24 protein-coding genes and 1 pseudogene are annotated in these 21,883 nt (G+C 72.4%); 16 read left to right on the top strand and 9 right to left on the bottom strand.

Annotated features, from left to right (window positions below; translation table 11 throughout):
* Positions 1-106: 106 nt before the first annotated feature.
* A pseudogene (locus AB0C73_RS35600) lies at positions 107-286 on the top strand (SH3 domain-containing protein); the annotation flags it as partial.
* Positions 287-552: 266 nt separating this feature from the next.
* Here AB0C73_RS35600 and AB0C73_RS35595 read toward each other — a convergent pair.
* Positions 553-1,572 carry a hypothetical protein gene (locus AB0C73_RS35595; RefSeq protein WP_362538028.1) on the bottom strand — a complete coding sequence of 340 codons (1,020 nt, stop codon included), beginning with the start codon at positions 1,570-1,572 and terminating at the stop codon, positions 553-555.
* Positions 1,569-1,805, bottom strand: a complete 237-nt coding sequence (locus AB0C73_RS35590) for a hypothetical protein (protein ID WP_362538026.1) — start codon at positions 1,803-1,805, stop codon at positions 1,569-1,571. The genes AB0C73_RS35595 and AB0C73_RS35590 overlap by 4 nt, the downstream gene beginning before the upstream one ends.
* A gap of 319 nt (positions 1,806-2,124) precedes the next feature.
* Between AB0C73_RS35590 and AB0C73_RS35585 the strand changes: the two genes are divergently transcribed.
* Together AB0C73_RS35585 and AB0C73_RS35580 are read left to right on the top strand one after the other, a co-directional pair.
* Positions 2,125-2,463, top strand: a complete 339-nt coding sequence (locus AB0C73_RS35585) for a DUF6233 domain-containing protein (protein ID WP_362538024.1) — start codon at positions 2,125-2,127, stop codon at positions 2,461-2,463.
* A 60-nt stretch (positions 2,464-2,523) separates the two neighbouring features.
* Complete coding sequence (locus tag AB0C73_RS35580; protein ID WP_362538022.1) at positions 2,524-2,997, top strand: hypothetical protein; 474 nt, start codon at positions 2,524-2,526, stop codon at positions 2,995-2,997.
* A 226-nt stretch (positions 2,998-3,223) separates the two neighbouring features.
* Here the strand turns inward: AB0C73_RS35580 and AB0C73_RS35575 are convergent, their stop codons facing one another.
* On the bottom strand, positions 3,224-3,916 hold the full coding sequence (locus AB0C73_RS35575) for a class I SAM-dependent methyltransferase (RefSeq protein ID WP_362538020.1): 693 nt from the start codon (positions 3,914-3,916) through the stop codon (positions 3,224-3,226).
* A gap of 110 nt (positions 3,917-4,026) precedes the next feature.
* Positions 4,027-4,488 (bottom strand): hypothetical protein, encoded by a 462-nt coding sequence (locus tag AB0C73_RS35570; RefSeq protein WP_362538018.1) that lies wholly within the window; start codon positions 4,486-4,488, stop codon positions 4,027-4,029.
* Between the two features lie 190 nt (positions 4,489-4,678).
* Here AB0C73_RS35570 and AB0C73_RS35565 point away from each other — a divergent pair, with 190 nt between their 5' ends.
* Together AB0C73_RS35565 and AB0C73_RS35560 are read left to right on the top strand one after the other, a co-directional pair.
* Positions 4,679-5,962, top strand: a complete 1,284-nt coding sequence (locus AB0C73_RS35565; protein WP_362538017.1) for a helix-turn-helix transcriptional regulator — start codon at positions 4,679-4,681, stop codon at positions 5,960-5,962.
* Between the two features lie 21 nt (positions 5,963-5,983).
* Complete coding sequence (locus AB0C73_RS35560; RefSeq protein WP_362538015.1) at positions 5,984-6,277, top strand: hypothetical protein; 294 nt, start codon at positions 5,984-5,986, stop codon at positions 6,275-6,277.
* A 541-nt stretch (positions 6,278-6,818) separates the two neighbouring features.
* On the opposite strand, the gene AB0C73_RS35555 is transcribed toward AB0C73_RS35560, so the two are convergent.
* Together AB0C73_RS35555 and AB0C73_RS35550 are read right to left on the bottom strand one after the other, a co-directional pair.
* Positions 6,819-7,055, bottom strand: a complete 237-nt coding sequence (locus AB0C73_RS35555) for a DUF397 domain-containing protein (protein ID WP_362538013.1) — start codon at positions 7,053-7,055, stop codon at positions 6,819-6,821.
* Positions 7,052-7,891 carry a helix-turn-helix transcriptional regulator gene (locus AB0C73_RS35550; protein ID WP_362538011.1) on the bottom strand — a complete coding sequence of 280 codons (840 nt, stop codon included), beginning with the start codon at positions 7,889-7,891 and terminating at the stop codon, positions 7,052-7,054. The genes AB0C73_RS35555 and AB0C73_RS35550 overlap by 4 nt, the downstream gene beginning before the upstream one ends.
* 500 nt (positions 7,892-8,391) lie before the next feature.
* Here AB0C73_RS35550 and AB0C73_RS35545 point away from each other — a divergent pair, with 500 nt between their 5' ends.
* The 8 genes from AB0C73_RS35545 (at position 8,392) to AB0C73_RS35510 (ending at position 14,930) form a co-directional block, all read left to right on the top strand.
* The gene (locus AB0C73_RS35545; protein WP_362538009.1) at positions 8,392-8,844 is read left to right on the top strand and encodes a hypothetical protein; all 453 of its coding nucleotides are present in this window, start codon (positions 8,392-8,394) and stop codon (positions 8,842-8,844) included.
* Positions 8,844-9,272, top strand: a complete 429-nt coding sequence (locus AB0C73_RS35540; protein ID WP_362538008.1) for a hypothetical protein — start codon at positions 8,844-8,846, stop codon at positions 9,270-9,272. The genes AB0C73_RS35545 and AB0C73_RS35540 overlap by 1 nt, the downstream gene beginning before the upstream one ends.
* Complete coding sequence (locus tag AB0C73_RS35535) at positions 9,269-9,682, top strand: hypothetical protein (protein WP_362538006.1); 414 nt, start codon at positions 9,269-9,271, stop codon at positions 9,680-9,682. Before AB0C73_RS35540 ends, AB0C73_RS35535 begins: the two co-directional genes overlap by 4 nt.
* Positions 9,682-10,830: a hypothetical protein gene (locus AB0C73_RS35530; RefSeq protein WP_362538004.1), complete on the top strand. Its 1,149-nt coding sequence runs from the start codon at positions 9,682-9,684 to the stop codon at positions 10,828-10,830. The genes AB0C73_RS35535 and AB0C73_RS35530 overlap by 1 nt, the downstream gene beginning before the upstream one ends.
* Positions 10,827-11,711, top strand: coding sequence for an NAD(P)-binding domain-containing protein (locus tag AB0C73_RS35525; protein ID WP_362538002.1), 885 nt, complete (start codon positions 10,827-10,829; stop codon positions 11,709-11,711). Before AB0C73_RS35530 ends, AB0C73_RS35525 begins: the two co-directional genes overlap by 4 nt.
* A gap of 7 nt (positions 11,712-11,718) precedes the next feature.
* Positions 11,719-12,825, top strand: coding sequence for a hypothetical protein (locus AB0C73_RS35520; protein ID WP_362538001.1), 1,107 nt, complete (start codon positions 11,719-11,721; stop codon positions 12,823-12,825).
* Positions 12,826-13,506: 681 nt separating this feature from the next.
* A complete protein-coding gene (locus tag AB0C73_RS35515) occupies positions 13,507-14,181 on the top strand; it encodes a hypothetical protein (protein WP_362537999.1) in 675 nt (224 codons plus the stop codon).
* A 29-nt stretch (positions 14,182-14,210) separates the two neighbouring features.
* Positions 14,211-14,930: a hypothetical protein gene (locus AB0C73_RS35510; protein WP_362537998.1), complete on the top strand. Its 720-nt coding sequence runs from the start codon at positions 14,211-14,213 to the stop codon at positions 14,928-14,930.
* Between the two features lie 424 nt (positions 14,931-15,354).
* Here AB0C73_RS35510 and AB0C73_RS35505 read toward each other — a convergent pair whose 3' ends face one another.
* Positions 15,355-16,521, bottom strand: coding sequence for a TniQ family protein (locus AB0C73_RS35505; RefSeq protein ID WP_362537996.1), 1,167 nt, complete (start codon positions 16,519-16,521; stop codon positions 15,355-15,357).
* 146 nt (positions 16,522-16,667) lie between these two features.
* Here AB0C73_RS35505 and AB0C73_RS35500 point away from each other — a divergent pair, with 146 nt between their 5' ends.
* Positions 16,668-17,228, top strand: coding sequence for a hypothetical protein (locus AB0C73_RS35500; RefSeq protein ID WP_362537994.1), 561 nt, complete (start codon positions 16,668-16,670; stop codon positions 17,226-17,228).
* Here AB0C73_RS35500 and AB0C73_RS35495 read toward each other — a convergent pair.
* Both AB0C73_RS35495 and AB0C73_RS35490 read right to left on the bottom strand, forming a co-directional pair.
* Positions 17,225-18,439, bottom strand: coding sequence for a hypothetical protein (locus AB0C73_RS35495; RefSeq protein WP_362537993.1), 1,215 nt, complete (start codon positions 18,437-18,439; stop codon positions 17,225-17,227). The genes AB0C73_RS35500 and AB0C73_RS35495 overlap by 4 nt on opposite strands.
* 89 nt (positions 18,440-18,528) lie before the next feature.
* Positions 18,529-19,206 carry a hypothetical protein gene (locus AB0C73_RS35490; RefSeq protein WP_362537991.1) on the bottom strand — a complete coding sequence of 226 codons (678 nt, stop codon included), beginning with the start codon at positions 19,204-19,206 and terminating at the stop codon, positions 18,529-18,531.
* 686 nt (positions 19,207-19,892) lie between these two features.
* Between AB0C73_RS35490 and AB0C73_RS35485 the strand changes: the two genes are divergently transcribed.
* Both AB0C73_RS35485 and AB0C73_RS35480 read left to right on the top strand, forming a co-directional pair.
* Entirely contained in the window at positions 19,893-21,149 is a 1,257-nt protein-coding gene (locus AB0C73_RS35485; protein WP_362537989.1) for a DNA polymerase III subunit beta, read from the top strand.
* A 97-nt stretch (positions 21,150-21,246) separates the two neighbouring features.
* Positions 21,247-21,624, top strand: a complete 378-nt coding sequence (locus AB0C73_RS35480; protein ID WP_362537987.1) for a hypothetical protein — start codon at positions 21,247-21,249, stop codon at positions 21,622-21,624.
* Positions 21,625-21,883: the final 259 nt, after the last annotated feature.

The raw sequence follows: 21,883 nt of genomic DNA, 5'->3' as shown, positions 1-21,883 counted from the left end.
GCACCCCGCTACGACGTCGGCAAGACCGTCAAACGCCCCGAGACCCTCAAGGCCATCGGCAAGCCCGGAAGATCTTGGTAGATAAAGAACAAGCTCAGGCCCCGGCGCCCGGTACGCCTCGCTCGGGCACTTGCAGCGCGGGGACTCGATCAGCGTCGACAGGAAGCAGGGCGACTGGTACCGGATCACGGTCGACGAGCGGTCGAAGGCAGGCATCAAGCGGGGCACCGTCGGGTGGGCCTCCGCGAAGTACATCAAGCCGGCCACCTGCATGCAATTGGACTAGACCAAAATCCCGCCCCCTGCCGAGCGGCTGGGGGCGGGTGCAGTCCAGCGCTCGCGTCAGTCCCAGTTCGGGTCGCCGACCACGCCCCAGCCGCTGTCCTGAACGCCCCGGCCCGGGTCGACGCCCCAGCCGGTGTCCTCCTGCATGCCCCATCCGATGTCGCGTCGCATCGTCCCCTCCTGGTGGTGCTGCGGCGCTGGTGCGCGCCGATGCGGTGACCGTATCGGGCATATGCCAGATGTGGCCAGGTCGGTGCTTCCGGTTTGTCAGCTGGCTTTCAGGTAGGCGCCGGCGGGCCCGGCGAGGCGCCGTCCGGGGTGCCCGTACCGGGAGTTGATGCGGTCCAGGACCGGCTCCAGCAGGAGGCGGTTCTCCCGCTCGCGGTCGAGCGAGATCTGCGTGCCGGGGCCTTCGTCGACGGCCCGGAGGTCTTCGGCGATGAGGGTGAGGCCGCGGATCCTGGCCCGCTGGAAGCCCATGGAGTCCAGGAGCCGGAAGGCGCCGGCGCGGAGGTCCTCGGTGTGTGCCGAGGGCGCCGGGAGCGTCTTGGTGCGCTCCAGGGTGGTGCTGTCGGCGAACCGGACGTCGAGGGTCAGGCGGCGGGTGACCTGCTCGCGGCTGCGGACGCGGGTGGCAAGCGTGACGACCAGGTCCAGGAGAGCGGCGCGGACGCGGACCGGGTCGTAGGTATCGACGCCGAAGGCATGGGAGGTGCTGGTCGACTCGGGCATCCGCGCCGCGGTCACACCTCGCGGGTCGATGCCGCGGGCCCGGTCGCGCAGGACGCGGCCGGCCTTGCCGCCGAGGATCCGGCACACCACTGTCTCGTCCATTGCTGCGAGCGCGCCGACGGTGTGCAGGCCGTAGCGCTGGAGGGCGCCGGCCTGGGCGGGCCCGATGCCGTGGACGGCCTGGACCGGCAGCGGGGCCAGGAACTCCTCGACGGCGCGGTGGTCGGGCAGGAACAGCACGCCGGAGCGGCCGACGCGCGCGGAGGCGGTGGCGGCGGTGGACCAGGTGTCGGCGACGCCGATGTGCACGTCGATCCCGCACCGGGCGAGGGCCTGCACGCGGGCACGCTGCGCGAGCTCGCCCGGGTCGACGCCGAACAGGCGGCGGGCGCCGGTGAGCTGGGCCAGGCCCGCGAGGGGCGGCAGGGGCTGGACCAGCGGGGTGTACTCGCCGAGCAGGTCCAGGACGCGGCGGTGGCCGTCCGGGGCGGTATCGGGGCGGCACCGCACATGCCAGATCACGCGGTCACGGCCCTCGTGGGCGTGGTGGCTCATGCCGCGGTCACCTCCTGGTGAGCGGCGCGGGCAGTGAGCAGCAGCTCGGGGCGGCCACCGGCCGCCGTCGGCCGGTTCCAGTACGGGTGGTAGCAGACCTGCGTCGACAGGCCGATCAGGCGGTGGCGGAGCGCGGTCGTACGGTCCGGGCGGGCCTGGGCGAGCGCCGCGTAGACCGTGATCCAGCGGGCCTGTGCGGCGAGGAGGTCGGGTGGGAAGGTCGTGCGCGCCATGCAAGAATAGAAACACTGTTCGAATTAGTTTGTCACGTGCGCCGCGCCACCGGATGGGAACAGGGGTTCTACCCTGGCGCTGTCGCTTCGCCGTGCCCGAGAAAGTCGACCGCCATGACCAGTCCCGCCTCCAGAAACCTGCCGCCCCAGATGTGCCCGCCGGAGTACCTCGGCAGATGTGCGGTTTGCCAGGGCGACTGCCACAGGTACGGGCTCGGAGGGAACCCTCTGTGCCAGAAGTGCCAGGCCAAGGCGCCTGCCCTGCAGAAGAAGCCCGGCGCCGCCGGGGCGCCGCCGCTCGCCCTCGCGTGAGCCCGCGGTGCTCGACCTACCCGACGATCTTTCCCAGCTGCGGACCCTGGAGCGGCTGGCGCTGATCATCCTGCGTGACATCCGCCTGCGGATCGACGAGGTCGAGCAGCGGCAGAAGGCGATGCGGCCCGTGCGCGTGCTGCCCGACGGGCCCGGCTGGGTCGTCTCCTACCTCCGCGAGCACGGCCGCCGCGTCCCCGACGCCGTCCACATCGGCGACTGCTCCCTCGCCGGCCCGAACAAGGCCCCCGTCGGCCGCGAGGAGGCCCGCCGGGCGCTCGCCGACGGCTCCGTCCGCAGCTGCGACATCTGCCGGCCCGAGACCGCGCTCGGCATCCCCGGCTGACGACCCTTCAGGCGGATCGGGCCGGGGTGACCGGCGGGTGTGCGAGCGCGTTAGCCGGTCATGTCCGTTCATCACCTGCCCCTCGAACCCGTCCCACCGCCGGCCCGCGAGCTGTGGGACGGCGAGGAGACCGTTATGGCCGAGGCGAAGGATGCCGGCCGCCGCGCGGCCGACTGGATCCGCGCCCTGCCCCTACCCGTGGACTCCTGGGTCCGCGGGGCGCTCGCCGACGCCGTCGAGGACGCCATTGCCCACCTCGACCCCGGCGACCACGACGACATCGACGAGGACGGCCTCGCCGTGGAAGGCCGCGGAGGCCTCCCCGAAGATGCCGAGAACACGCTCGACGGCCTGATCTTCGACATGCCCCAGATGCCGCCCGCGCTCTCGGCGTCGCAGCAGATCGCGCTCCTCGCGATCGTCCACTGTGCCCGCCACATCCCCAGGCTTCTCGCCAACGACCCGGGCACCGTGATCGAGGGCGGGGAGTTGATCACGCTGTGCCGGCTCCTCGACTCCGCCGCCCGGACCTAGCCGGACGTCCGGCGCCGAGGACGACGACCTGCTCGCCGTCGCGCGCCCTGGGGGTACCACCACCATCTGGTCGTCGGGGTCCGGATGCGGCCTCGATCTCGTCGGCCTGGTCGAGAAGTTCGTCGATCTGGTCATCGCCGAGGCAGCCGTCGCGCAGGAGCCCCGCCAGTGGCGGGGCTCCTGCGGTGCGGGGCCGGCGCCTACCGCGAGGCCGGCTGACGCCCGCTCACCCGGTCGGTGTGGCGGCGGTCATGATCAGGGTGGCGGCGGCCTTGGGGCCGGGGCCGGCGGGCAGTTCGACGGCGCTGATCCGGGTGAATCCGGCCTGGTCCAGGACCTTCGTCCACACGTGCTCTTGCAGCACCCAGCGGGTCATGGTGGCGCTTTCGCCGTCCGGGGTCTTCGCCGGGATGTCGACGGCCGTGACGTCGGGCTGCGCGGGGGCGCCGGTGACGTAGTGCGCGAGGGTGGCGAACACGAGGCGCCCGCCGGGCCGCAGCGCCCGCGCCGCCGCGGGCAGCAGCACGGTGGGGTCGGTGAAGTCCACCGCGCCGAAGACGCTGTAGAGCACGTCATACCCGTCGGGCTCGGCGTGCAGGTGGGTGACGACGTCGCGGTGGACCAGCCGCAGCCGTGGCGCGAGCGCGCTGTAGAGGGTGGTGGCGATGGCGTGCTGTGCGGGCGAGGAATCGACGGCGTCGACCCGCGTGAGGGTGTGGTGGGTGGCCAGGTAGGCGGCCTGGCGGGCGGCGCCGGCGCCGAGCTCGCAGACGGTCTGGTCCGTGAGGTCACCGAGAAGGTCCGCGCCGGGGCCGTCATCCTCGGGGTCCCAGGTCCAGCGGAAGGCGCCGGGGATGGTGCGGTCGGTCGTTGAGCGGGTGCGGCCGTAGTGGTGCCAGAGGTCCGGTGTCGTCGTCACCCGCCCCATCCTGGCCCGAGCGGGGGCGGCGGCGGGGCCGTTTCGGACAGCGTCACCCGGACGCGGGGGAGGGGCCCGGACGGCGTGTCCGGGCCCCTCCGGGCGGTCGGTTAGTGCGAGTCGTTGCCGGGGCGGCACGGGCCGCACTGGGCGGCGTCCTCCCACAGGGGGAGGTCGACCTCCCAGCCCTCGCGGGCGACGAGGTGCGCGGTCTTCATGACGGAGCCGTCGTTCTTCATCTCGACGTCGGGCACGTGGTGCAGGAAGTGGCCGGCGTTGTGCCGGTCGCACAGCTCGGCGTAGGCGACGGTGTCGAGGATGATCGTGTGGACGCCGATGTCGACGAGCGTGCTCGGGGCGAGCCCGAGGGCCTGGCCGCGGTGGGCCATCGCCGTCAGGAGGTAGGCGTAGCCCTGGCCGAGGACGCGCGTGGCCATGACCGAGTCGTAGGGGTAGTCGCGCATCAGGAGTCCGACCTGCTTGTCCCACAGGTCGGCTGGCACGATGTCGCGGACGGATCGGGCCGGTCCGGTCGCCGGGGCGGCGGAGGGGGTGACGGCTGCGGTTGTCATGGGTGCCTCCGGTGGACGCTGCCCCGCAGGGGGTGCGGGGCGATGTACCGAGGACACCGCGCCGCGCGGCCGCGTGGTGATCAACTGACGTGTTCTGCAAGGGGTTTGCACGGTGTGCAAGCGGTCTCGACACTCACCTCCGGTCGCTCGTACCGTGGTGGCCCCCGGTCGTGCAGTGTGGGAGGGACCCGTGCCCGCTGACCCGCTGTGGAGCAGCCCGCAAGCCGTCGAGTTAGTTGCCCGGCGACATCCTGGCGCCCTGATCCGGCTCGGGCGCGAGCATCGAGGGTGGACGCTCGCTGACCTCGGCGGACACCTCGGCTGCTCGGCCGCGACCGTCTCGCGCCTGGAGCGGCGTACCGCCGTCACGGACCTGACGCTGATTCACCGCGCTGCCGCCCACGTGGGCATCCCTCTACACGTCCTGGTGAGATCCCTGGCGCCCCCCGGGGCCATGGGGCCGCCCGCCACTAGAGTGGCGGCCAGTCCGTACGCCGAGGAGGACCCGATGCGCCGCCGTCTGCTGCTCACCGCCACGGCGACCGCGCCCGCGGCCCTGCTGCTCGGCGTCGACCGTGCCCTTGCTGATACTCCCGCCCCTACCGGCAGGGGCGCGCTCGACACCCGTACGGCCGCCGCCCGCGAGCTGTACGACACCGGCGCCCACCGCCAGCTTCTCGGCCTGCTGCCGGGCCTGATCGCCGACGGCCACGCTGCCGCAGCCTCGCGCCGCGAGCTCGACCAGGCGCGGCTCTCCTCGGTCTACAGCCTGAGCACCGCCCTGCTGATCAAACTCGGTTCGTACGAGCAGGCCCGTCTCACAGCCGACCGCGCCCGCACCTGGGCGGAGGTCTCCGGCTCCCCGCTCGCCAGGGCGGCAGCCTCCCGCGAGCTCGCGATCGTGCTCCGCCACCAGGACCGCGCGGACGACGCCCAGCGGCTCATGGAGACGGCGGCGGCCCGCGTCGAGGCGACGGGACTGCGGACCGACGCGGCGGCCTCCGCGTACGCGCAGATGCTGTGCACCCTCGCCTACACCGCCGCCCGCGCCGGACGACGAGGCGACGCGCTCGCGATGGCCGAGGAAGCCCGCCGGGCCGCCCGCCGGCTGCCGCCAACCGCGCCGCCCGGCCGCCTCTTCCCCATCAGCCCGGCCGCCGTCGACCTCTACCGTGTCGGTGTTCACTGGGCCCTCGGCGACGCCGGCGCCGCCCTCGAAACAGGCCGGCACCTGCGGCCCGCACACTTTGCGACCGCCGAACGCCGAGCCCGGCTCGGCACGGACATGGCACGCGCATGGTGGGCCTGGGGACGGCCCGAACAGACCGCCCGCGCCCTGCTCGACGCACACCGCACCAGCCCCGGAGAAGTCCGCGACCGCCCCGCCATCCGCAGCATCATCACCGACCTCGCCCGGCGGCACCCCCGCACCCCGGGCGTCCACGAGCTGCGCACCGCCGTCAGCCGGGGGTAGGTGACGTTCTACTGTGGCGGCATGGAAGCCCACGTCGATGCCGCCCCGGACACAGCGCCTCTGTGTGAGGTCCCGTGGGGGATCTGCCCCGATCACGGGCCCACGCTGACCTCAAGTGCCGGCCGGTCATGGTGCCACTTCCCGGAGTGCGGCCGTCGATGGCCATACGACCGGCTCGACCAGCCGTGCGCCGAGCTGGCCACCCACAGGATCACTGACCGTGAAGGCCGTTCCGTCACCGCCTGCACGGTGCACTCCGCCGAGGCCACCCAGCAGCTCGACGGCGCCGTGCTCAAGCCGCTGACGGCGAACTGAACTCGGCCGACTGTACGGACGGATCCGGTCACACTCCGGCGCCAGGGTGCAACCGAGGGCTACGATGCCCGGGTAGCGCCGTCCCCATACGGAATGCTGCTCCTGGACCCCCGGCTCCCCCGTGCCGGGGGTCCCGCCATGTGCGGCGGCAGGGACCGCGTCAGTGACGTCAGGCGGTGGGGCCGGCTGCTTCGTCAGCCGGTGTGACGCCAGCTCCGAGGGCGCGCCGCGTACCTTGCTCCTCCGGGCGACGGGGCCCCAGGACACCGCGGCTTCGCAGTTCCTCAAGGTCGGGGAGGCAGACACCAGGAAGCTCGTCGAGGAGGTCGGCCTGAGCGGCACGGACGTTCGCGAGGTGCTGTGGGCCGGCGCCCAGAGTGCGGCGTGTTGTCACCTGCGCATCGTACGGACCAGAGTGCAGCCCACCATCTTCCGGCTGAACTGCCGGAAGATGGTGGGCTGTGCTCTGGCTTGGTTCAGACAAGACGACGGGCGTCACCGATATTGGTGACGCCCGTGTGTTCCCTGCGGTGCCCCGCCCTCAGTCGAGCGGGGTGAACTCGCCCTTCTCCGCGCCGTCGATGAAGCAGTCCCACACGAGGCGCGTCACGACGAAGGGCGGGTTGGTCAGGTCTTCGTTGTCGCGGAGGGCGACCCGCCCGTCCGGCAGGTAGGCGACTTCGAGGCAGCCGCCCTGCGCGGAGCTCGCGGAGGACTTGACCCAGTCGAGGCCCGCCAGTTCCTCCGGAGTGGGACGTACGGGGGTGGTGCCGGTCATGAGAAGGACTCCCTTGGGGTGGTGCGAAGCAGAGCGATGGTGTCGGCGGGGTCGAGCGCGGAGGCGCGCAGGAGATCGAAGGTGACGCCGAACTTCCGCACGTCCGTCCTCTTCTCCAGGTAGAGGTTCCCGGCGGGGGAGTCGACGTAGACGACGGAGGGGTTCGCCTCGAACTCGAAGAGGGCGAACTGCCCGGCGAGGCCGGGGTGGGCACCCTTGTTCGCCGGGATCACCTGGAGCGTCACGTTCGGCAGCTCGGCCATCTCCGCGAGGTGCTGGCGCTGCTCGCGGTTGACCTCTTCGCCGCCGACGTCCCGCCGGATCGCGTACTCGTCCAGGATGATCCAGACGTTCAACGGCTTGTCGGTGCGGGTGACGAGCTCTTGCCGGCGCTGCCGGAGCGCCACGCTGTCGGCGATGTCCTCGCGGCGGACGCTCGGGCTCGCCTCCAGGAGCACGCGCGTGTACGCGGGCGTCTGCATGAGGCCGTGCACAAGCGTCACCTCGAATCCGAGCTCGCGCTCCGCGTTCGTCTCCAGATCGAGCAGGACCTCCAGGCCCGAGGGCAGGACATCGCGGTACGGGTCCCACCATCCCGGCTGCTGAGCGGCCCGGAACATGTCGGCGAGCATCGCGCGCGCCCGCTGGTCCTGGACGTCGAAGAGGTCGCACAGGGCGGCGACTTCCTCGGGCTTGATGGAGACCCTGCCCTTGCCGGTCTCCATCCGGCTGATGCGAGTGGTTGACGTGCCCAGGTGCGTGGCGACGTCCTCGACCTTCAGGCCCTTGGCGTTGCGCAGGCGCCGCATCTCGGCCCCAGCGCTGCGTCGGCTCATCGTCGGAGTCTCTGGCTCCGGACTGGTCACGCGTCGGCCCTCCCTCCGTCGGCGTTGCGCACTTGCCTTCAGACAGTCTGCCGCACCGCCCTGACGCGCTGCACACATAGGCCCTCCCTGGGCGCATATTCCGCGAGCAACAACCAAACTTGCGCCGCACTCTCTGCGCACTTGCGCAGAGAGTGCGCACGGGGCCACTCTAGGGGGAGTTGGACACGGCATGTAGTGGGACGGTCGCTCACCGGATCGCCCGCGACGGATCGGAGTACGGCCATGCGGGCTCACGCACAGCAGGACATCCGGGCCGGTGACGTGGACCCGCAATCGATAACGCAAGAGCAGCGCGAGCGGCTGCACGGCCTTCGATGTGCCCGCTGCGGAGTCCACAACCCCCACCGCCCGGCCGGATACGCCTTCAGCGTGGCCCGCGACGGGGGACGGCTCGGCTGGCCCGTGAGGGTGTGCGCCAACTGCCCGTCAAACGCAGGGGGCTGACTGAAGTGAAACAGGACGCATCGGACTTCGGGGCCCACTGGCTCGCGGAGTCCCGGAATCCGTCGTCATGGATCGTGTGGCAGGAGTGGAACCACCGCCCCTACGCCGTCGTTCCCGCCGGGTACGCGTGGGACGTCATCGCCATGCCGCAGCACCGGCTGACCAGCGCGGCCGACCACCAGCGGCAGGCCTGGACCGACGTGCCGGTCCTCGCCGACCTTGGCGCCGGCTTCGCGTACGTGTGGGCGCCCGTCGGCACCGCCCAGGTGTGGGACGTGCCCGGGACGACCGCGCTCGGCCGCCCGTGGTGGGTGGCGGTGCCCCGGCCCGGCGGCCCACAGGTGCCCGAACGCCAGTGGATCACGCCGCCGGGGCTGTTCCCGCACCTGATGGACCCGGCCGCCCTGCGCGAGGCCCTGGGCGCCACCGCCACCGGCAGCGGACGGGGGACCGCGTGATGGGCTCGATCCTCCCCCGCTCCGCCGTCCCCCTCGCCCTCGGCGCCGACCAGGCCACCGAGCCTGAGCGCCGCCAGGTGAAGGGATATCCCGCAGCCGAGCCGCACACGCCGTCCAAGGTCGCGTTCAGCACGGGGGTGGCCTACGGCGTGTGGGGCGTGCACATGTCCGACGTCGGCAGGCTCTCGCTCCTGGCCCAAGAGCTCGCCGCGCACGTCGCCGAACGGACCCTCAGTGACAGCCTCCTCGTCGTCGCCGAGTACGACGCCGGGTTCGCCACCGTCTACGTGATCGCGCTCGGCGGCACCGTCCGCCGGCCGCTGGACCCCGGCTCGCTCCGCCACGTCCGCGAGACCGACACGGCCGGTGTCGCCCTGTTCGAGGTCGGCCTGGCCGCCTACGTGCGGGTGGGGGTGAGGCTGGCGTGATCGCGTTCCACTGCGAGGTGTGGGCCGGACCCCCGGCCAGCCCCTATACGTGGCTGCTGCGGCGTGAGGCCGCCGCGACACCGCGTCTCGTCTTACGCCGACTGCGCGGGGCTGCGTGCTGGCTCGCCGACGGTCTCGACGACGACCCCGACGACAGCCGTACGTGTCCCTCGGCGCCGTTGCGGATCTGGCTGGCCGACGAGTTCGCCCACGAGGAGATCACCGACCGGATCGCCCTTGGCGAGTACGTGGCGGCCATCAGCGTCAGCGGCGCGGACACCACGGTCTACACGCTCGCCGCGATGCCCGCCGCCGGGTGCGTCTGCCTGCCCCCGGGGCCCGGCCCCGAAGGGCCGTACGCCGGGGCGGCGTCCGCGCCGCTCGCCGTCGCGGGCGGGTGGTCGGTGTGATGCCTCCCAAGGTTGGCGACGTGTTCGCGATGGCGGGCGAGCAGGTGCTCACGGCGGCGCGGATCGCGTGGCCGGGGGCCGAGGTGGTGGCGGGTCCGGTGACGCCGAGCGTCACCAGCTACGTGCAGCAGCTCGACGTCGACGGCCGCCGCCTCTACGCGAAGCTCTCGGTGTGCGGGGTGTCGCTGGTGTCGGTGCTGCGCGGGGAGTGCGGCGATCTGCCCACGGTCCGCGCCCGCCAGGCCGCCTATCTCGTCTCGCCCGGCTCGCTCATGGCGCGGGAGGCCGCGCAGCTGCGGACCCTGGCCGGCCCGGCCGCCCTCGCCACGGTGCCGCTCGCCGCGTATACCCGTGGAGTCCTGTTCACCGCCCCGGTGCCCGGCCGGACGCTCGCGGAGCTGATGACGGCCGAGCCCGGCCGTACCCGCGAACTCCTCGCCCTGGTCGTGCGCGACGTCGCCGACGGGCTCGCCCGCGAAGGCGTGGCCGCCGCCGTCGACACCGGGCAGATCCGCGAGAGGGGCATTGCCGACACCTTCGCCCGCAAGTTCAACGGGCTGTCCGGGCTGCTGTATCTGCGCGAGACGGGATACGGCGCCCTCCTCGACGTCGTCGTCATCCGGCTCCGCAAGGCCCGCCGTACGCCGTCGCTCCCGGGCGGTGGCGGCGTGATCTTCGGCGACCTCAAGCCCGAACACGCGACCTTCCCCGTGGACGGCGGGCGGCCGGTGTACCTGGACCCGGGCCTGATGCGCGGTCACCCGGTCGCGGATACGGCGAAACTCGCCTCCCGCACGGTCCTCGGGCTGCTCGGCAGCCCGCCGGAGGGCGACACCGCCCGCACGGTCCTGTCCGGGCTCGACTCGTTCGTACGGGCCATGGCCCGGCGCCTGCCCGCTGCCGAGCGGGACGCGTGGCTGCGCAAGCTCGTGCTCCTGCTCCTCATGGACACCACCAACATCCTCACCACCTACCTGACGGCGCCGGCGGACCTGCCGCTGTCCGCCCACGCGGCCGGTGTGCGCGACCACGCCCACACCGTGGCCCAGTTCCTCGACCGCGCCACGGCCCCGCTCCCCTCCGACGCGGACGGCCCGAGCCTGTGGCGCCTGTATCTGACCTGCGTACGAAAGGCGGTGAACCCATGAAGGTGGGAGTTGTCGGGGCGGGAGCGGTGGGGCAGAGCGTCGGCGCCCTCCTCGTCCACGCGGGGTGGTGCGAGCAGGTGCTCGTGGCATCGGGCTCGGAGGTCAGCGCCCGCGGTCTCGTCACCGACCTGGAGGACCTGGCCCAGGTCACCGGGTCCCCGGTCCGGGTGACCGTCGCCGAGGTGGCGGCCATGGAGGTCTGTGACGCGGTCGTGCTCGCCCCGCGCGCCAGGTTCACCAACACGGCCACCACGGACGTGCGTATGGCCGGGCTCGCGGCGAACGGAGCGATCGTCGCCGCGCTCGCCCGCGAGCTCGCCGGATACCCGGGCGCCGTGGTGATGGTGACCAATCCGGTCGACGTCCTGACGCGCCTGTTCGCCGAGGTATCCGGCTGCGCCCGCGTCCTCGGCGTCGGCGCCGCCACGGACACCGCCCGCTACCGCCTCACCCTGGCCCGCATCCTCGGCGTTCCCGCCGACGCGGTGCGCGGGCACGTGATCGGCGAGCACGGCGACGCCGCCGTGATCTGCGCCTCCACCACCACCGTGCACGGCCGGCCGGCGCGCGTTCCCGTCCAGCGCGTGCGCGACGAGCTCGCCGCCCGGCCCCGCCGCATCAACGCCGGTATCGGCCGCACCCGGAGCGGGCCCGCCGGCGCCGTCCTGACCGCCCTGACCCACGCCCTCGGCGTCACCGACGGGATCACCGAGGTCTCGACCCGTCAGCAGGGGGGCGTGTGGCTCGGTATGCCGGTGGCGTACACCGCCGGAGCGCCGACCCCGTGCCCTCCGCCGCTCGACCCCTCCGAGACCGCCCAGCTCGCGGCGGCCGAGGAGAAGTTGCACACCGCCTACACCCAGCTCGACAAGGAGATCTGACCCCCCTATGAGTGCTGTACGTATCGCCACCGCCGACGGCCAGGCCGTCACCGTCACGAGCCACGGCGAGGCCGTACCGGCGTGGGCCGCCCGCTACTTCGGCGCCTGGTGGACCGCGGAGCCGGTTACCGAGCTTGCCGGACCGGTGGTCTCCGGCGACGTCGACCCGGACGAGCTGCGCGAGCTGACCGCCGTGGTCACCGCCGCCAGCCCGGAGCCGGTTGAGTACGCCGGCGCCGAGATGCTGTGCGTCCGCGACGGCGCCATGGTGACGGCCGCCCAGCCCACAGAATCCCTCGCCTACCGGTGGGATGCGGAGTGGAAGGTGCTGCGGATCGTCGGCACCGATGAGACCGCCGTGGCCACCGCCGCCGCCCGCCTTGCCCGGGAGATCGTCCGGGCCCAGCTCCTCGCCGACGGCTGGGCGATCCTGCACGCCTCCGCCGTCACCAGCCCGGACGGCGCCACGATCCTGACCCTCGGCGACAAGGGCGCGGGCAAGACCACCACCGCCTTCGCCCTGGGCCGTGCCGGGTGGCGGATGCTCGCCAATGACCGCGTGTTCGTCCGCGTCGAGGACTGCACGGTCAGGGTGCTGCCGTGGCCGTCGGCCGCCGCCATCGGTCTCGGCCTCCTCGACGCCCTGGACTGCTTCGACACCGTCCGCGCGCGCCTCGCCTCCGGGGAGCAGATGCACCCCACCCAGCATCCCACCGTGACCACTGCCCTCCTCGCCGACCAGCGCGAACCGCTCTGGAAGGCGAACGGCAAGGAGCTGAAGCCGCAGTTCTTCCCCGACCAGCTCACCAGCTGGCTGTCCATCCCCCTCGCCACCGAGGGCCACGTGGCCGGACTCCTCTTCCCCCAGATCACGGCCGGCACCACCCCCCGGCTCGTCGACACCGCGCGCGGCGTCACCGCGGGCGACTTCTTCGACGAGGCGACCGAGGACCGGTACCCGGACACCTTCGGGCTCCTGCCCGAGCCCGGCACACACACCGCCCTGCGCGAGCAGCTCGCCTCCCTGCCCCAGCAGGGCCTCGTGATGGGCCACGACCTCACCGCCAGTTCCTCCGTCCTCAAGGAAGCCGCCGCCCGCCTGGGCGTCGTCTGACCCTCCATCACCCGGTGCGCGCGCTCGCCCCGCGAGCGCACCGGGAAGAGCGGCAGGCGGCAGCCCCACCACTACGCCCGCCTGCCGCTCCGCACCGCCCCGGATGCCTCCCCTCCTTGTAGGTGTCCGGGGCGGACGTGTGTGTGGACCTCGCCAGGGAACGGCTACAACCCGCCTGTAGCCGTTCTCCTCGCACGGAACGGCTACAGCCGTCGGAGAACGGCTACAACGGCTACAGGTGACAGCAGAACGGCTACAACGGCTACACCGCAGGTCACAGCGTTGTAGCCGTTCCGCGACTCCGGCCCCCTTCCCTGCGCCCTTGGCCCCGCAACGCTCTGACCTGCGGTGTAGCCGTTACTCCGGTGCAGCGGCTACCAGCCACTCCCATCAGTGCTCTGACCTGGGGTGTAGCCGTTGTAGCCGTTGTAGCCGTTCTCTGGAGCAAGGTCTCCCTACAACTCACGGCAGACCTCGTTCCAGCCGCCGTACAGCCGGAATCGGCCGATGTTGTGTCTAGCGCTGTACATGTACAGGGCTAGACACAATCCTGATGGTGTGACAACAACGAACGACGCCATAGCGGCTCTGCGCGAATGGTCGACTCAGGTCTCCGAGTTGACGACTCCCGGCCTTCGCTCCCGACTCGTCGCGGCGGCGTGGCGCGCGGGGGAGACCCGCGTGTCCGTACTTGCCGAGGCCGCCCGCACGACCCGCACCACCATCTACGCCGACCTCCGGTCCCAGGGCATCGACCCCGACGACCGGCCCAAGGAGGACCCTGTGATCCCCATGATTCCCATCACCATGGAGGGCATGAACGGCCTGGACGACGAGACCGACGCCCTCGTCATCGAAGCGGCCGAGGACCGCTACTTCAGCGAGCACCACACCAGCGCCGGCGTCAGCGAGTCGGTGGCCCATCTGTACGAGCTTCGGCTCGTCGTCGGCGTCTACAACCGGCTCCGTCCCCTCCTCGCCGCCGAGCAGACCGCGCGCCGCGACCGCGACCGCGCCCTGCACCTCGTCGAGGTCCGCTGGGAGGCCCTGAGCACCGCCACCGCGTGGAAGGCCGCCCACCACGCCTATGTCGTCGCGGTCGATGCCGCCCACACCGCGATCGACACCTGGGCCGCCGCCGCCCGTGCCGCCGTCGACTTCGGTTGGTTCCCGGTCCGGCGCGCCGAGCAGGTCTACGAGCAGGAGATTCTCGGCGCCGGCTTCCCGCCCCTGGAGCAGCTGACGCTGGACGTCGACTCCGAGGCCAAGCAGCTGCACGAGCGGCTGACCCGCACCCACGAGCACCGCATCGGCCTGGCCGACCAGACCCTCCACGCCGAGCCCGCCACCCGCTGACCACCCCCGGACCGAAGGGACCCCGCACCATGACCGAGCACACCGTCAGCCCCACCAACCCCCTGTACGTGACCGGCGCGAGCCACTACCGCATGCCGTTCACCGGCTTCCTCACCCCCGACAACCCCCGCTTCGAGGTCATGCAGGAGACGTTCAAGCCCGAGCACCACCGCCCCGACGGCTACGGGCTCGGCTTCCTGGAGTCCGAGGAGTACTCCGTCCTCTACGTCGGATCCGTCCAGCAGATCGAGGAGTACCGCGCCAGCGGCGGCGTCCTCGACACCTCCCAGGGCGTCATGTACGCCTTCTGGCCCCGCGGCGAGGGCTGGGAAGACTACGTCCCCGCCAACACCTGGAACACCGGCGGCGAGGGCATCGTGACCACCTTCGACCACCCCCTCGGCGGACGCATCACCGTCTGGGAGTGGCTGGACACCAAGGACGACGGCACCACGGAACCGATGGTCGGCTTTCACTGCGAGCGCTGCCACCGCGACTCGAAGTTCGACCACGAGACCCACATGACCAACACCGGCCCCCAGAGTCGCCGCTGGATGGGACGCCAGGCCCGCGCCCACATCCACCAGCACACCACGAAGTGCCGGCCCGTCGACCCCCGTTTCGCCGAAGCAGCCCAGCAGGCCGCCAACGCCCACTACGGCGGCAACAACCCCACCGTCACCTGGGAATCGCGCTGCGCCACCAAGGGCCCCTGCGCCCAGATCCGCCAGCTGCGCGCCCGCGCCTGACGTAAGGCCTTCCGCAGCACGAAAGCGGTGTCCGGAGCCAAGGGAAAGTTGGCTCCGGACACCGCCGAACCGAAGCGTACGAGACCACAACCGGAATCAAGACGTAGGGCGTCCGACTCCACCAGGAGCGGGCGCCCTACGCCGTTGTCACCGATCTCGTGCCCCGTGATCGGTGACAACGGCTACAACGGCGACAGTGCAGGTCAGCGCCCGCTTGGCAGTTCCGAGGCGTGCGCGCTGCAGGCCTTGGTCAGGCCTCTGACCTGCGCTGTAGCCGTCCTTTCGGCCCCTGGCCTTCCCGATCGTTCCGATCATGGCTCTGACCTGGGCTGTAACCGTTGTAGCCGTTGTAGCCGTTCGTTGAGAGGGTTCGCGATAGCGGGTCCGGAGCCAGGCCGGTGGCTCCGGACCTGACCACGTGCCTCTACTGCCCAGACGCGGGGGAGGGGTTCCTGGGGCAGTCGTCCGAGGGGACCCAGCGGCAGGTCAGTTCGCTGCCGCCGCAGTACGGGCAGGGCCTGGTGGTGGAGGTCACGGGCAGACCGTGGACCCAGCGCAGACAGGGCTTGGCCCGGAACGGACCGCGGTCTGTGGCGGGATGGTGCAGCGCGGGAAGCCGGGCCCACCGGCGCTCGGCGGCCGTCGCCTCCTCGACGTCCTCGCCGGCCGCGTCCGGCGCGTGCAGCTCCAGCCAGTACTCCAGCGGGTCGGCGTCGCGGCCGTCCGCCAGGCCGGGGACCTTCAGGGCCTCCGCGACGTCGGCGAGCCACTGCCGGGGCGAGGCCTCTCGGCCGGTCGTACGGCGTGCCTCCCAGTCGGCCATCAGCCGGGCCAGGCGGATCGTCTCCGGGTAGACGACGGCGGGCGCTGCCTGCCGGCGGCGCAGTCGGGCGCCGACTCCGAGAGTGTCCTCCCGCCGTCGCCACACGTCCCGCAGCGCCCGCAGTTTCGAGGCCCACCACCACAGCATCACCTGATGAGCGTCGGCCACGAGGGCGTCACCGGCAGGGCCCATCCGGTGGTCGAAGCGCCGATGGTGCTGGAGCGCGGCGCCGATCTCCGGCACCGGGGTGGTGTCGATGAGATATCCGCCGTCGTCGCCGCACTCCCAGCGCCGTCCGCACGAGCAGGGTCGCCACCTGTGCCCTGCCGCGACCAGCCAGGCACCGTCCTCCAGGCAGAGGGGACACGCCTTCAGCGGGCCGTTGCCGACTCCCTCCGGCCACACGGTCAACTCGACCGCGGCCTCCTCGCCCCCGGACTGCTGCGCTGCGGCCAGCCCAGGAAGGGCACGGTGCAGCTGCTCCTCCTCGCGGCCGGTCAGCACGGCCAGGCGGGCGACGGCGGAGGCATTGAGCAGCACCTCGTGGACGCCGGGCCGGAGCTGCGCTCGAGTACGGGCCGGCAGCCGTCCGTGGTGGAGCGCTTTGAGGAGCCGCTGCGCGCCCAGGCCGTTCGCGGACGCCGTGCGGGCAAGGAAGGACGCGTTCGTCTCCCCGTGGATGAGCGGGACGCGGATCGGCAGGTCCGCCGGCTTCAACGGCTTTGTTCGCGAGGGGGCCCGCCGGGGGCCCGTCGTGCTGTCGGTCATGCGCCGACCGTGGCACACCACGACGACAGTAGGGGCGCGCTGCCGGTGATCTGACGACGCGGGGGAGGGGGTCCGCCAACGATCTTGATCGTTGGGCGCCTCCGGTACCGTGGACGCGGAGCCACGTGCGGAAGGGGGGACGGACGGTGGGGCGACTGCACCGGCGGCTGTGGAGCCGGTTCGTGGTGTGGCTGCGCGATGTCCTGCCCTGGTGCGAGGACCCGCTGGCAGTGACCGAGCGTCCGACTGTGCCCCTGGAAGAGATCATGTGGCGCATGGGCGCGGGCCCGAGCAACTGGCGCAACCCCGACTGCCGACACCGCGGCACCCTCGCGGTGTTCCGGCCGCTGCCGATGCCCGTTGCCGTGCGGGCGCCGCTCCACGGTATCCAGCTCGCCCACTGCGTGTTCTGCGAAGGCTGGGTCTACCGGCGCACCTGGCTGCCGTGGCCGGGCGAGGAGAGCGGCGACTACCCGGACGTGCGGCCCGACCTCGCCCACCACCTGCGGCGCCGCATCATGAGCCGGCGCGCCGAGCAGCTCCTCACCGACGACGACGTCCTCCGCTGGCAGCGGGCGCTTACCCGGCTCGCCGCCCAGGCCCCGCACGTCTCCCGAGACTGGCTGCCCGCCCCGCAGGCCATGGCCGACCTCGCCGATCGGGCGAGCCGGGACTGGGATGCCGCGAACCTGTGGGGACGGATCTAGCAGCCCTCGGCGGACACCGGGGCAAGGACTTCACCGCGCCCGACCATGTAGGTCACCATCGCGCCGGGCACCTCCCGGGACGGGACCGGCCCGACCACGGAGGCTGGCAGCGTCTCGTCGTGATCCGCCAGGATCGCCGCCAGACGCTCCCCGGCATCAGCCGGGCCCGTCACCGCCACTCGCACGTCGCAGGCCCTCCAGAAGGCCGCGTACGGCCGCCCCAGAGTCTCGCGGCGCCGCCCCCGGCTCTGCCCGGGGCGCCCCGCGTCCGGTGTCTCGGCCATGCGCTTCAGGGTCAGCCACACCCGGTCAGCCGTTCCCGGCGGCCACGGCGTGCGCAACTCACCTGTGGTCGGGTCAAGTTCACCACGCCACTGCGCGTACCGGGACGCCACGTCGTCCGGCCACCGCATCCCCCCGCTCCACCCGGTTCCAACGCCGGCGAGCGCGCCCATCTCGACCCGATGCCCCAGCTCGGCCAGGCGCTCGCGGACCTGACCCAGCGGCCCCCACACAATCCACCGCCGCCCGGCGAAGGACTTCGTCAGCTTGGCCGCGCCGAGCTCCGGTGAGACGGCCTCCTCGGGCACGCCCTTGGTACGGGGGCCGGCCAGCCGTACGAGCACGTCCAGGAGCCGCTTGCCGTTCTCGTCGACCACGTGCACCCGGCCGGCGAGCGGGGGCCGCCTCCTGCCCGACGGGGTCGGCTCGGCGGCCACCAGCTCCACCCACGTCACCGCCAGCGGCCCGGCCTCGAACAGGTGGCGTGCCCAGGCGGCGTTCTCGGCGCGCCGCTCCCTGAGTTCGATCTGGGTGTCCACCACCGACGCGATCCGCCAGCACATCGCGCACAGGTACCGGCCCTGCCGCTCCTGGAGCGGCAGCTGACAGTGCGCGCCGCAGTCCGTGCACACCCGCACCGTCGCCGACCGGCGCGACGCGGCGGACGCCAGCTGCACGCCGGAGGCCTTCGTCGGCCGCGACTCCGCGACGTCGTACAGCTCGACGTCCATCTTCTTGTCCCGGAAGTCCCGGCCCGCTACGTATCCGCGAACCGGTCCGGCCGGCTCCCGGGGGAGGTCCGCGCGCGCCATCTGGGTCCGCGTCGCCAGATGCCATGGCACCTCGCTCCACCGGCTGTACCAGGGGCGCGCCTTCGGCGCGGTCACCGGCACGGCCGCGGGCTGCTTCGTCTCCTGCTGCTCCGTCACGTTACGTCGCCTCCAAGAGGGTTGGGCGGCGCCTTCGACAACGCCGCCTCCGAGGGGGACGGTAGACCCGTCCGCCCCCCGAGCGCAACTCACACAGGGCTTTGACCAGCGCTTTTCTGGTTTGCAACCTGCTGACGCAAGGTCGCTCCGGCTTTGATCCCTCGCTCCAGACCGCCCCGCCACACATCACCCACCGTGGTCACTTGGAAGGCCAAGTCCAGGTACTCACGCAGCGGCCCCGACAGCTTCCCGCGCCCGCCGTACTCCGACACCAGCCAGCGCGGCGGGACGATCCCCGGGTGGCGGTCCCGCCAGTCCCGCAGTGCCGCAATCGGCTGCGCCGACGTGTGCCAGCACGCCGCGTACACCCTGCGGGCCAGCGGCTGAGGAACCCGCAGCGGCACCATCTTGGGGTACCCGCCATCCCGCGACCCGGGCCACCGCCCCGGGTCCATCGCCTCCTCCGGCACCGCCGGCCAGCGCCGGTCCCACCAACCGCGGGCCCTCAACTCCAGCTCGATGCCGTGCATGGCGAGCACGTCGATCGTGTCGAGCAGTTCGCCGGCCTGCCGCAGCCGCGCGAGCTCCTGGCGCCACGCCGCCCGCACCTGCGCCGCCTCCACCCGGCGCAGTCCCGACACGTCCCACCGCTCGTCTTCCGCGAGCACCAGGCGGTACTCCTTCTGCGCCTTGACCTCAGCGGTCAGCCGCTCGCGCGTACCGTCCGAAACCTTCGCCGTCACAGGGTGCTTCCCCAACTTGTCCATGTACCCATCGTCCCATTCCCAGTTTGCAAACTGCGGCACTTTGGCGATGCAACCCCCACGCGGGGGAAGGGTGCGCCCGGGGCGGGGGCGCACCGGTCCGGCCACCAAGGCGGGAGGGAGGCGCAGCGCGGCACAGCAGGGGCGCAGCTGCGGCAAGGGCGGGGGAGCAGCCGCGGCGCCGCGTGGGCGCGCCTCAGAGCCCTTTCTGGGGGCCGGGGCCCGTGGGGCGCCGCCGGGGGGCGGGGCCGGCCCGCTGCGCGGCCCGCCGCCGCCCCTGTGGGGGTACCGCCCGCAGGGCCAGGGTCGGGCACTCCGCTGCGCTCCGGGCCCTTGCGTTGGTCGTCCGGATCGGGCACTCCGCTTGCGCTCCGGCCCTCGGCGCGGTGCGCCGCCGGACTCGTCGGTCGGGTGCTGAGCACCCTCCCCTCTGCCGACCGGACCGACTCCGCCGCTGCGCTCCGGAGTCTCGGCGCAAGCGCCGCCGGTCGGCGTCCCCGGACGCTTGCGCGTCCGGGCGGCGGCGCCCCACGGGCCCCGGCCCCCAGAGTCACCCATGCGTGTTGACCTGCGGAAACGCTCCAAAAAGACCCCCGACATGGACAGAATCCTGGTACAGTTTTCTTATTGGCAGGCAGTGGCAGTCAGCCAACAAATCCGAGCAAACCACCCCCATCTGAGGGAGAACCATGTCCGTGCAGGAAAAGACGACTCCGGCGACCCAGAACGCGGAGTTCTCCGCGACCCACGGAGAGATCACCGCAGCGCTCAAGACGGCGGAGTTCGGCATCGACCCGAAGGCGCCGCACCTCGCGCAGCGTGGCGTCATCATCGAGACCGCCGACGGTCAAGTCACCTTCACTGCCCACGACTTCGACACCGCCGTGCGCGTCACCGTGCCGTGCGCGACCGGCCGGACCGCCGGCACCTCGCTCCTGGACCACGCGGAGCTCAGTCGCACCCTCGCCGCCCTGGTCGCGGGCGAGCCCAAGAGCACCGCCACCCACACCCCGGTCACCCTGACCGGAGACGTGCTCGCCGCCGGGGCCATGGCCGTCCCGGTCACCCGGTACGACCTCAGCTCGTACCCCCCGGCCGCCACGCCCACCCCGGCCCAGATCACCGTGGACGGGCCCACCCTCCTGGCCCAGATCACCCGCGTCCTGCCCGCCGTAGGCACCGACGACACTCTGCCCACCCTGACCGGCGTCCAGTTCACCGCCGCCGCCGACTCCCTCGCCCTCGCAGCGACCGACCGCTACCGCTTCGCCGTCGCCGACGTCCCCACCCAGTCCGTGCCGGACACCGCCGCCCTGCCGGACGACATGAACGTCCCCGGCCACGTCCTGCGACGGCTCACCACCCCACTCAAGAGCCACCCCGGACCGGTCGGCATCGGCGTCTGCGAGAGCGGCGACTACGCCACCTTCACCCTCGGCCAGGTCACGCTCACCACCCGTCTGCTCGACGGCCGCCTGCCCCGCTACAACAAGCTGTTCCCGAAGCAGGCGGCCGCCTCCCTTCAGATCGGCCGCGCCGCACTCGTCAACGCGACCAAGAAGTGCAGCGCCATCATCAAGGCCAAGCGCGAAGACAAGCTCACCCCGGTCAGCCTGCTGTGGGACCGTGACGGCAATCTCACCCTCGCCCCCGCGCTCTCCGAGGCGGCTGACCGCGCCCGTCTGAAGGGCGCCCCGCTCCCGTTCACCGCAGTCGGGGGCGACGTCACCGAGCTCCACCGCAGCTTCCAGTCCCTCAACCACGCCTACCTCGCCGACGCGCTCGCCTGCTTCACCGGCGACACCGTCACCTTCCACCTGCCCGGCGCCGAGGAGGGCCAGGGGCTGCGGAAGCCGATCACGGTCACCGACGGGCCGGACATCCACGGGGAGGGCTACAGCCACCTCCTGATGCCGGTCCGCCTGGACCACACCTGGGACCTGTAGCCCCCACACCGGCTCTGGGGCACGCCCCACGCCCCAGCGCCGGGTCTTCCTAGTTTGCAAACCTAATCGCCACAGCGCGAGACGACGCGGGGGAGGGGTGCCCGCCCGCACCCCCGGGACCACCGAACACCACCTCACCGGAAGGCACTTCGTGACCGCCACCGACACCTACTACGGCCCCTTCGAGGTCGACGGCGTCAAGCTCCGTCCGGTCTTCGACCCGGTGCTGCGCACCTTCGCCGTCCAGCTCTGGAAGGACGGCGAGCCCGCCGGGATCCACGGACTGACCAAGCCCTACCAGTACGCCGACGAGGCCGTCGAGGAGATCAACGACTACCTCGCCAAGGAGGGCATCCGACGCCTCACCCTGCCAGAGATGGTCCGCCTGTACGGCGCTCTCCTACGGGACAAGAACCCCAACGGAGCCGACTTCCAGATCTTCCTGATGCAGATCCGGGACGCGCAGAAGAAGTGACCCTTGGCCGCCGGGGCGGGCGGGATCCCCGCCCGCCCCGGCGGCCGACGGCGCGAAGCGCCGGCGGTTCCGCTCGGCGCAACTCACCCCCAGACCCCAACAGTTGACGATGCATCAGACACGGGAGGGAGGCGCAGAGCGCCGACCCAGCGGTGCGGGGCGCGGCGCGCCCCGTTACCCGCTCCGCGGGCTTCCGGGCCGTGGAGGCCTCGGCGCGGCTCGCGGTGGCCACGGCGGCGCGGATGGGCGACGGGCTCCT

Origin of the sequence: Streptomyces sp. NPDC048623, assembly GCF_040650755.1 — a bacterium.
Classification (GTDB): domain Bacteria; phylum Actinomycetota; class Actinomycetes; order Streptomycetales; family Streptomycetaceae; genus Streptomyces.
The sequence above is the reverse complement of the archived record's forward strand: the minus strand, read 5'-3'. Positions and strand labels throughout refer to the sequence as shown.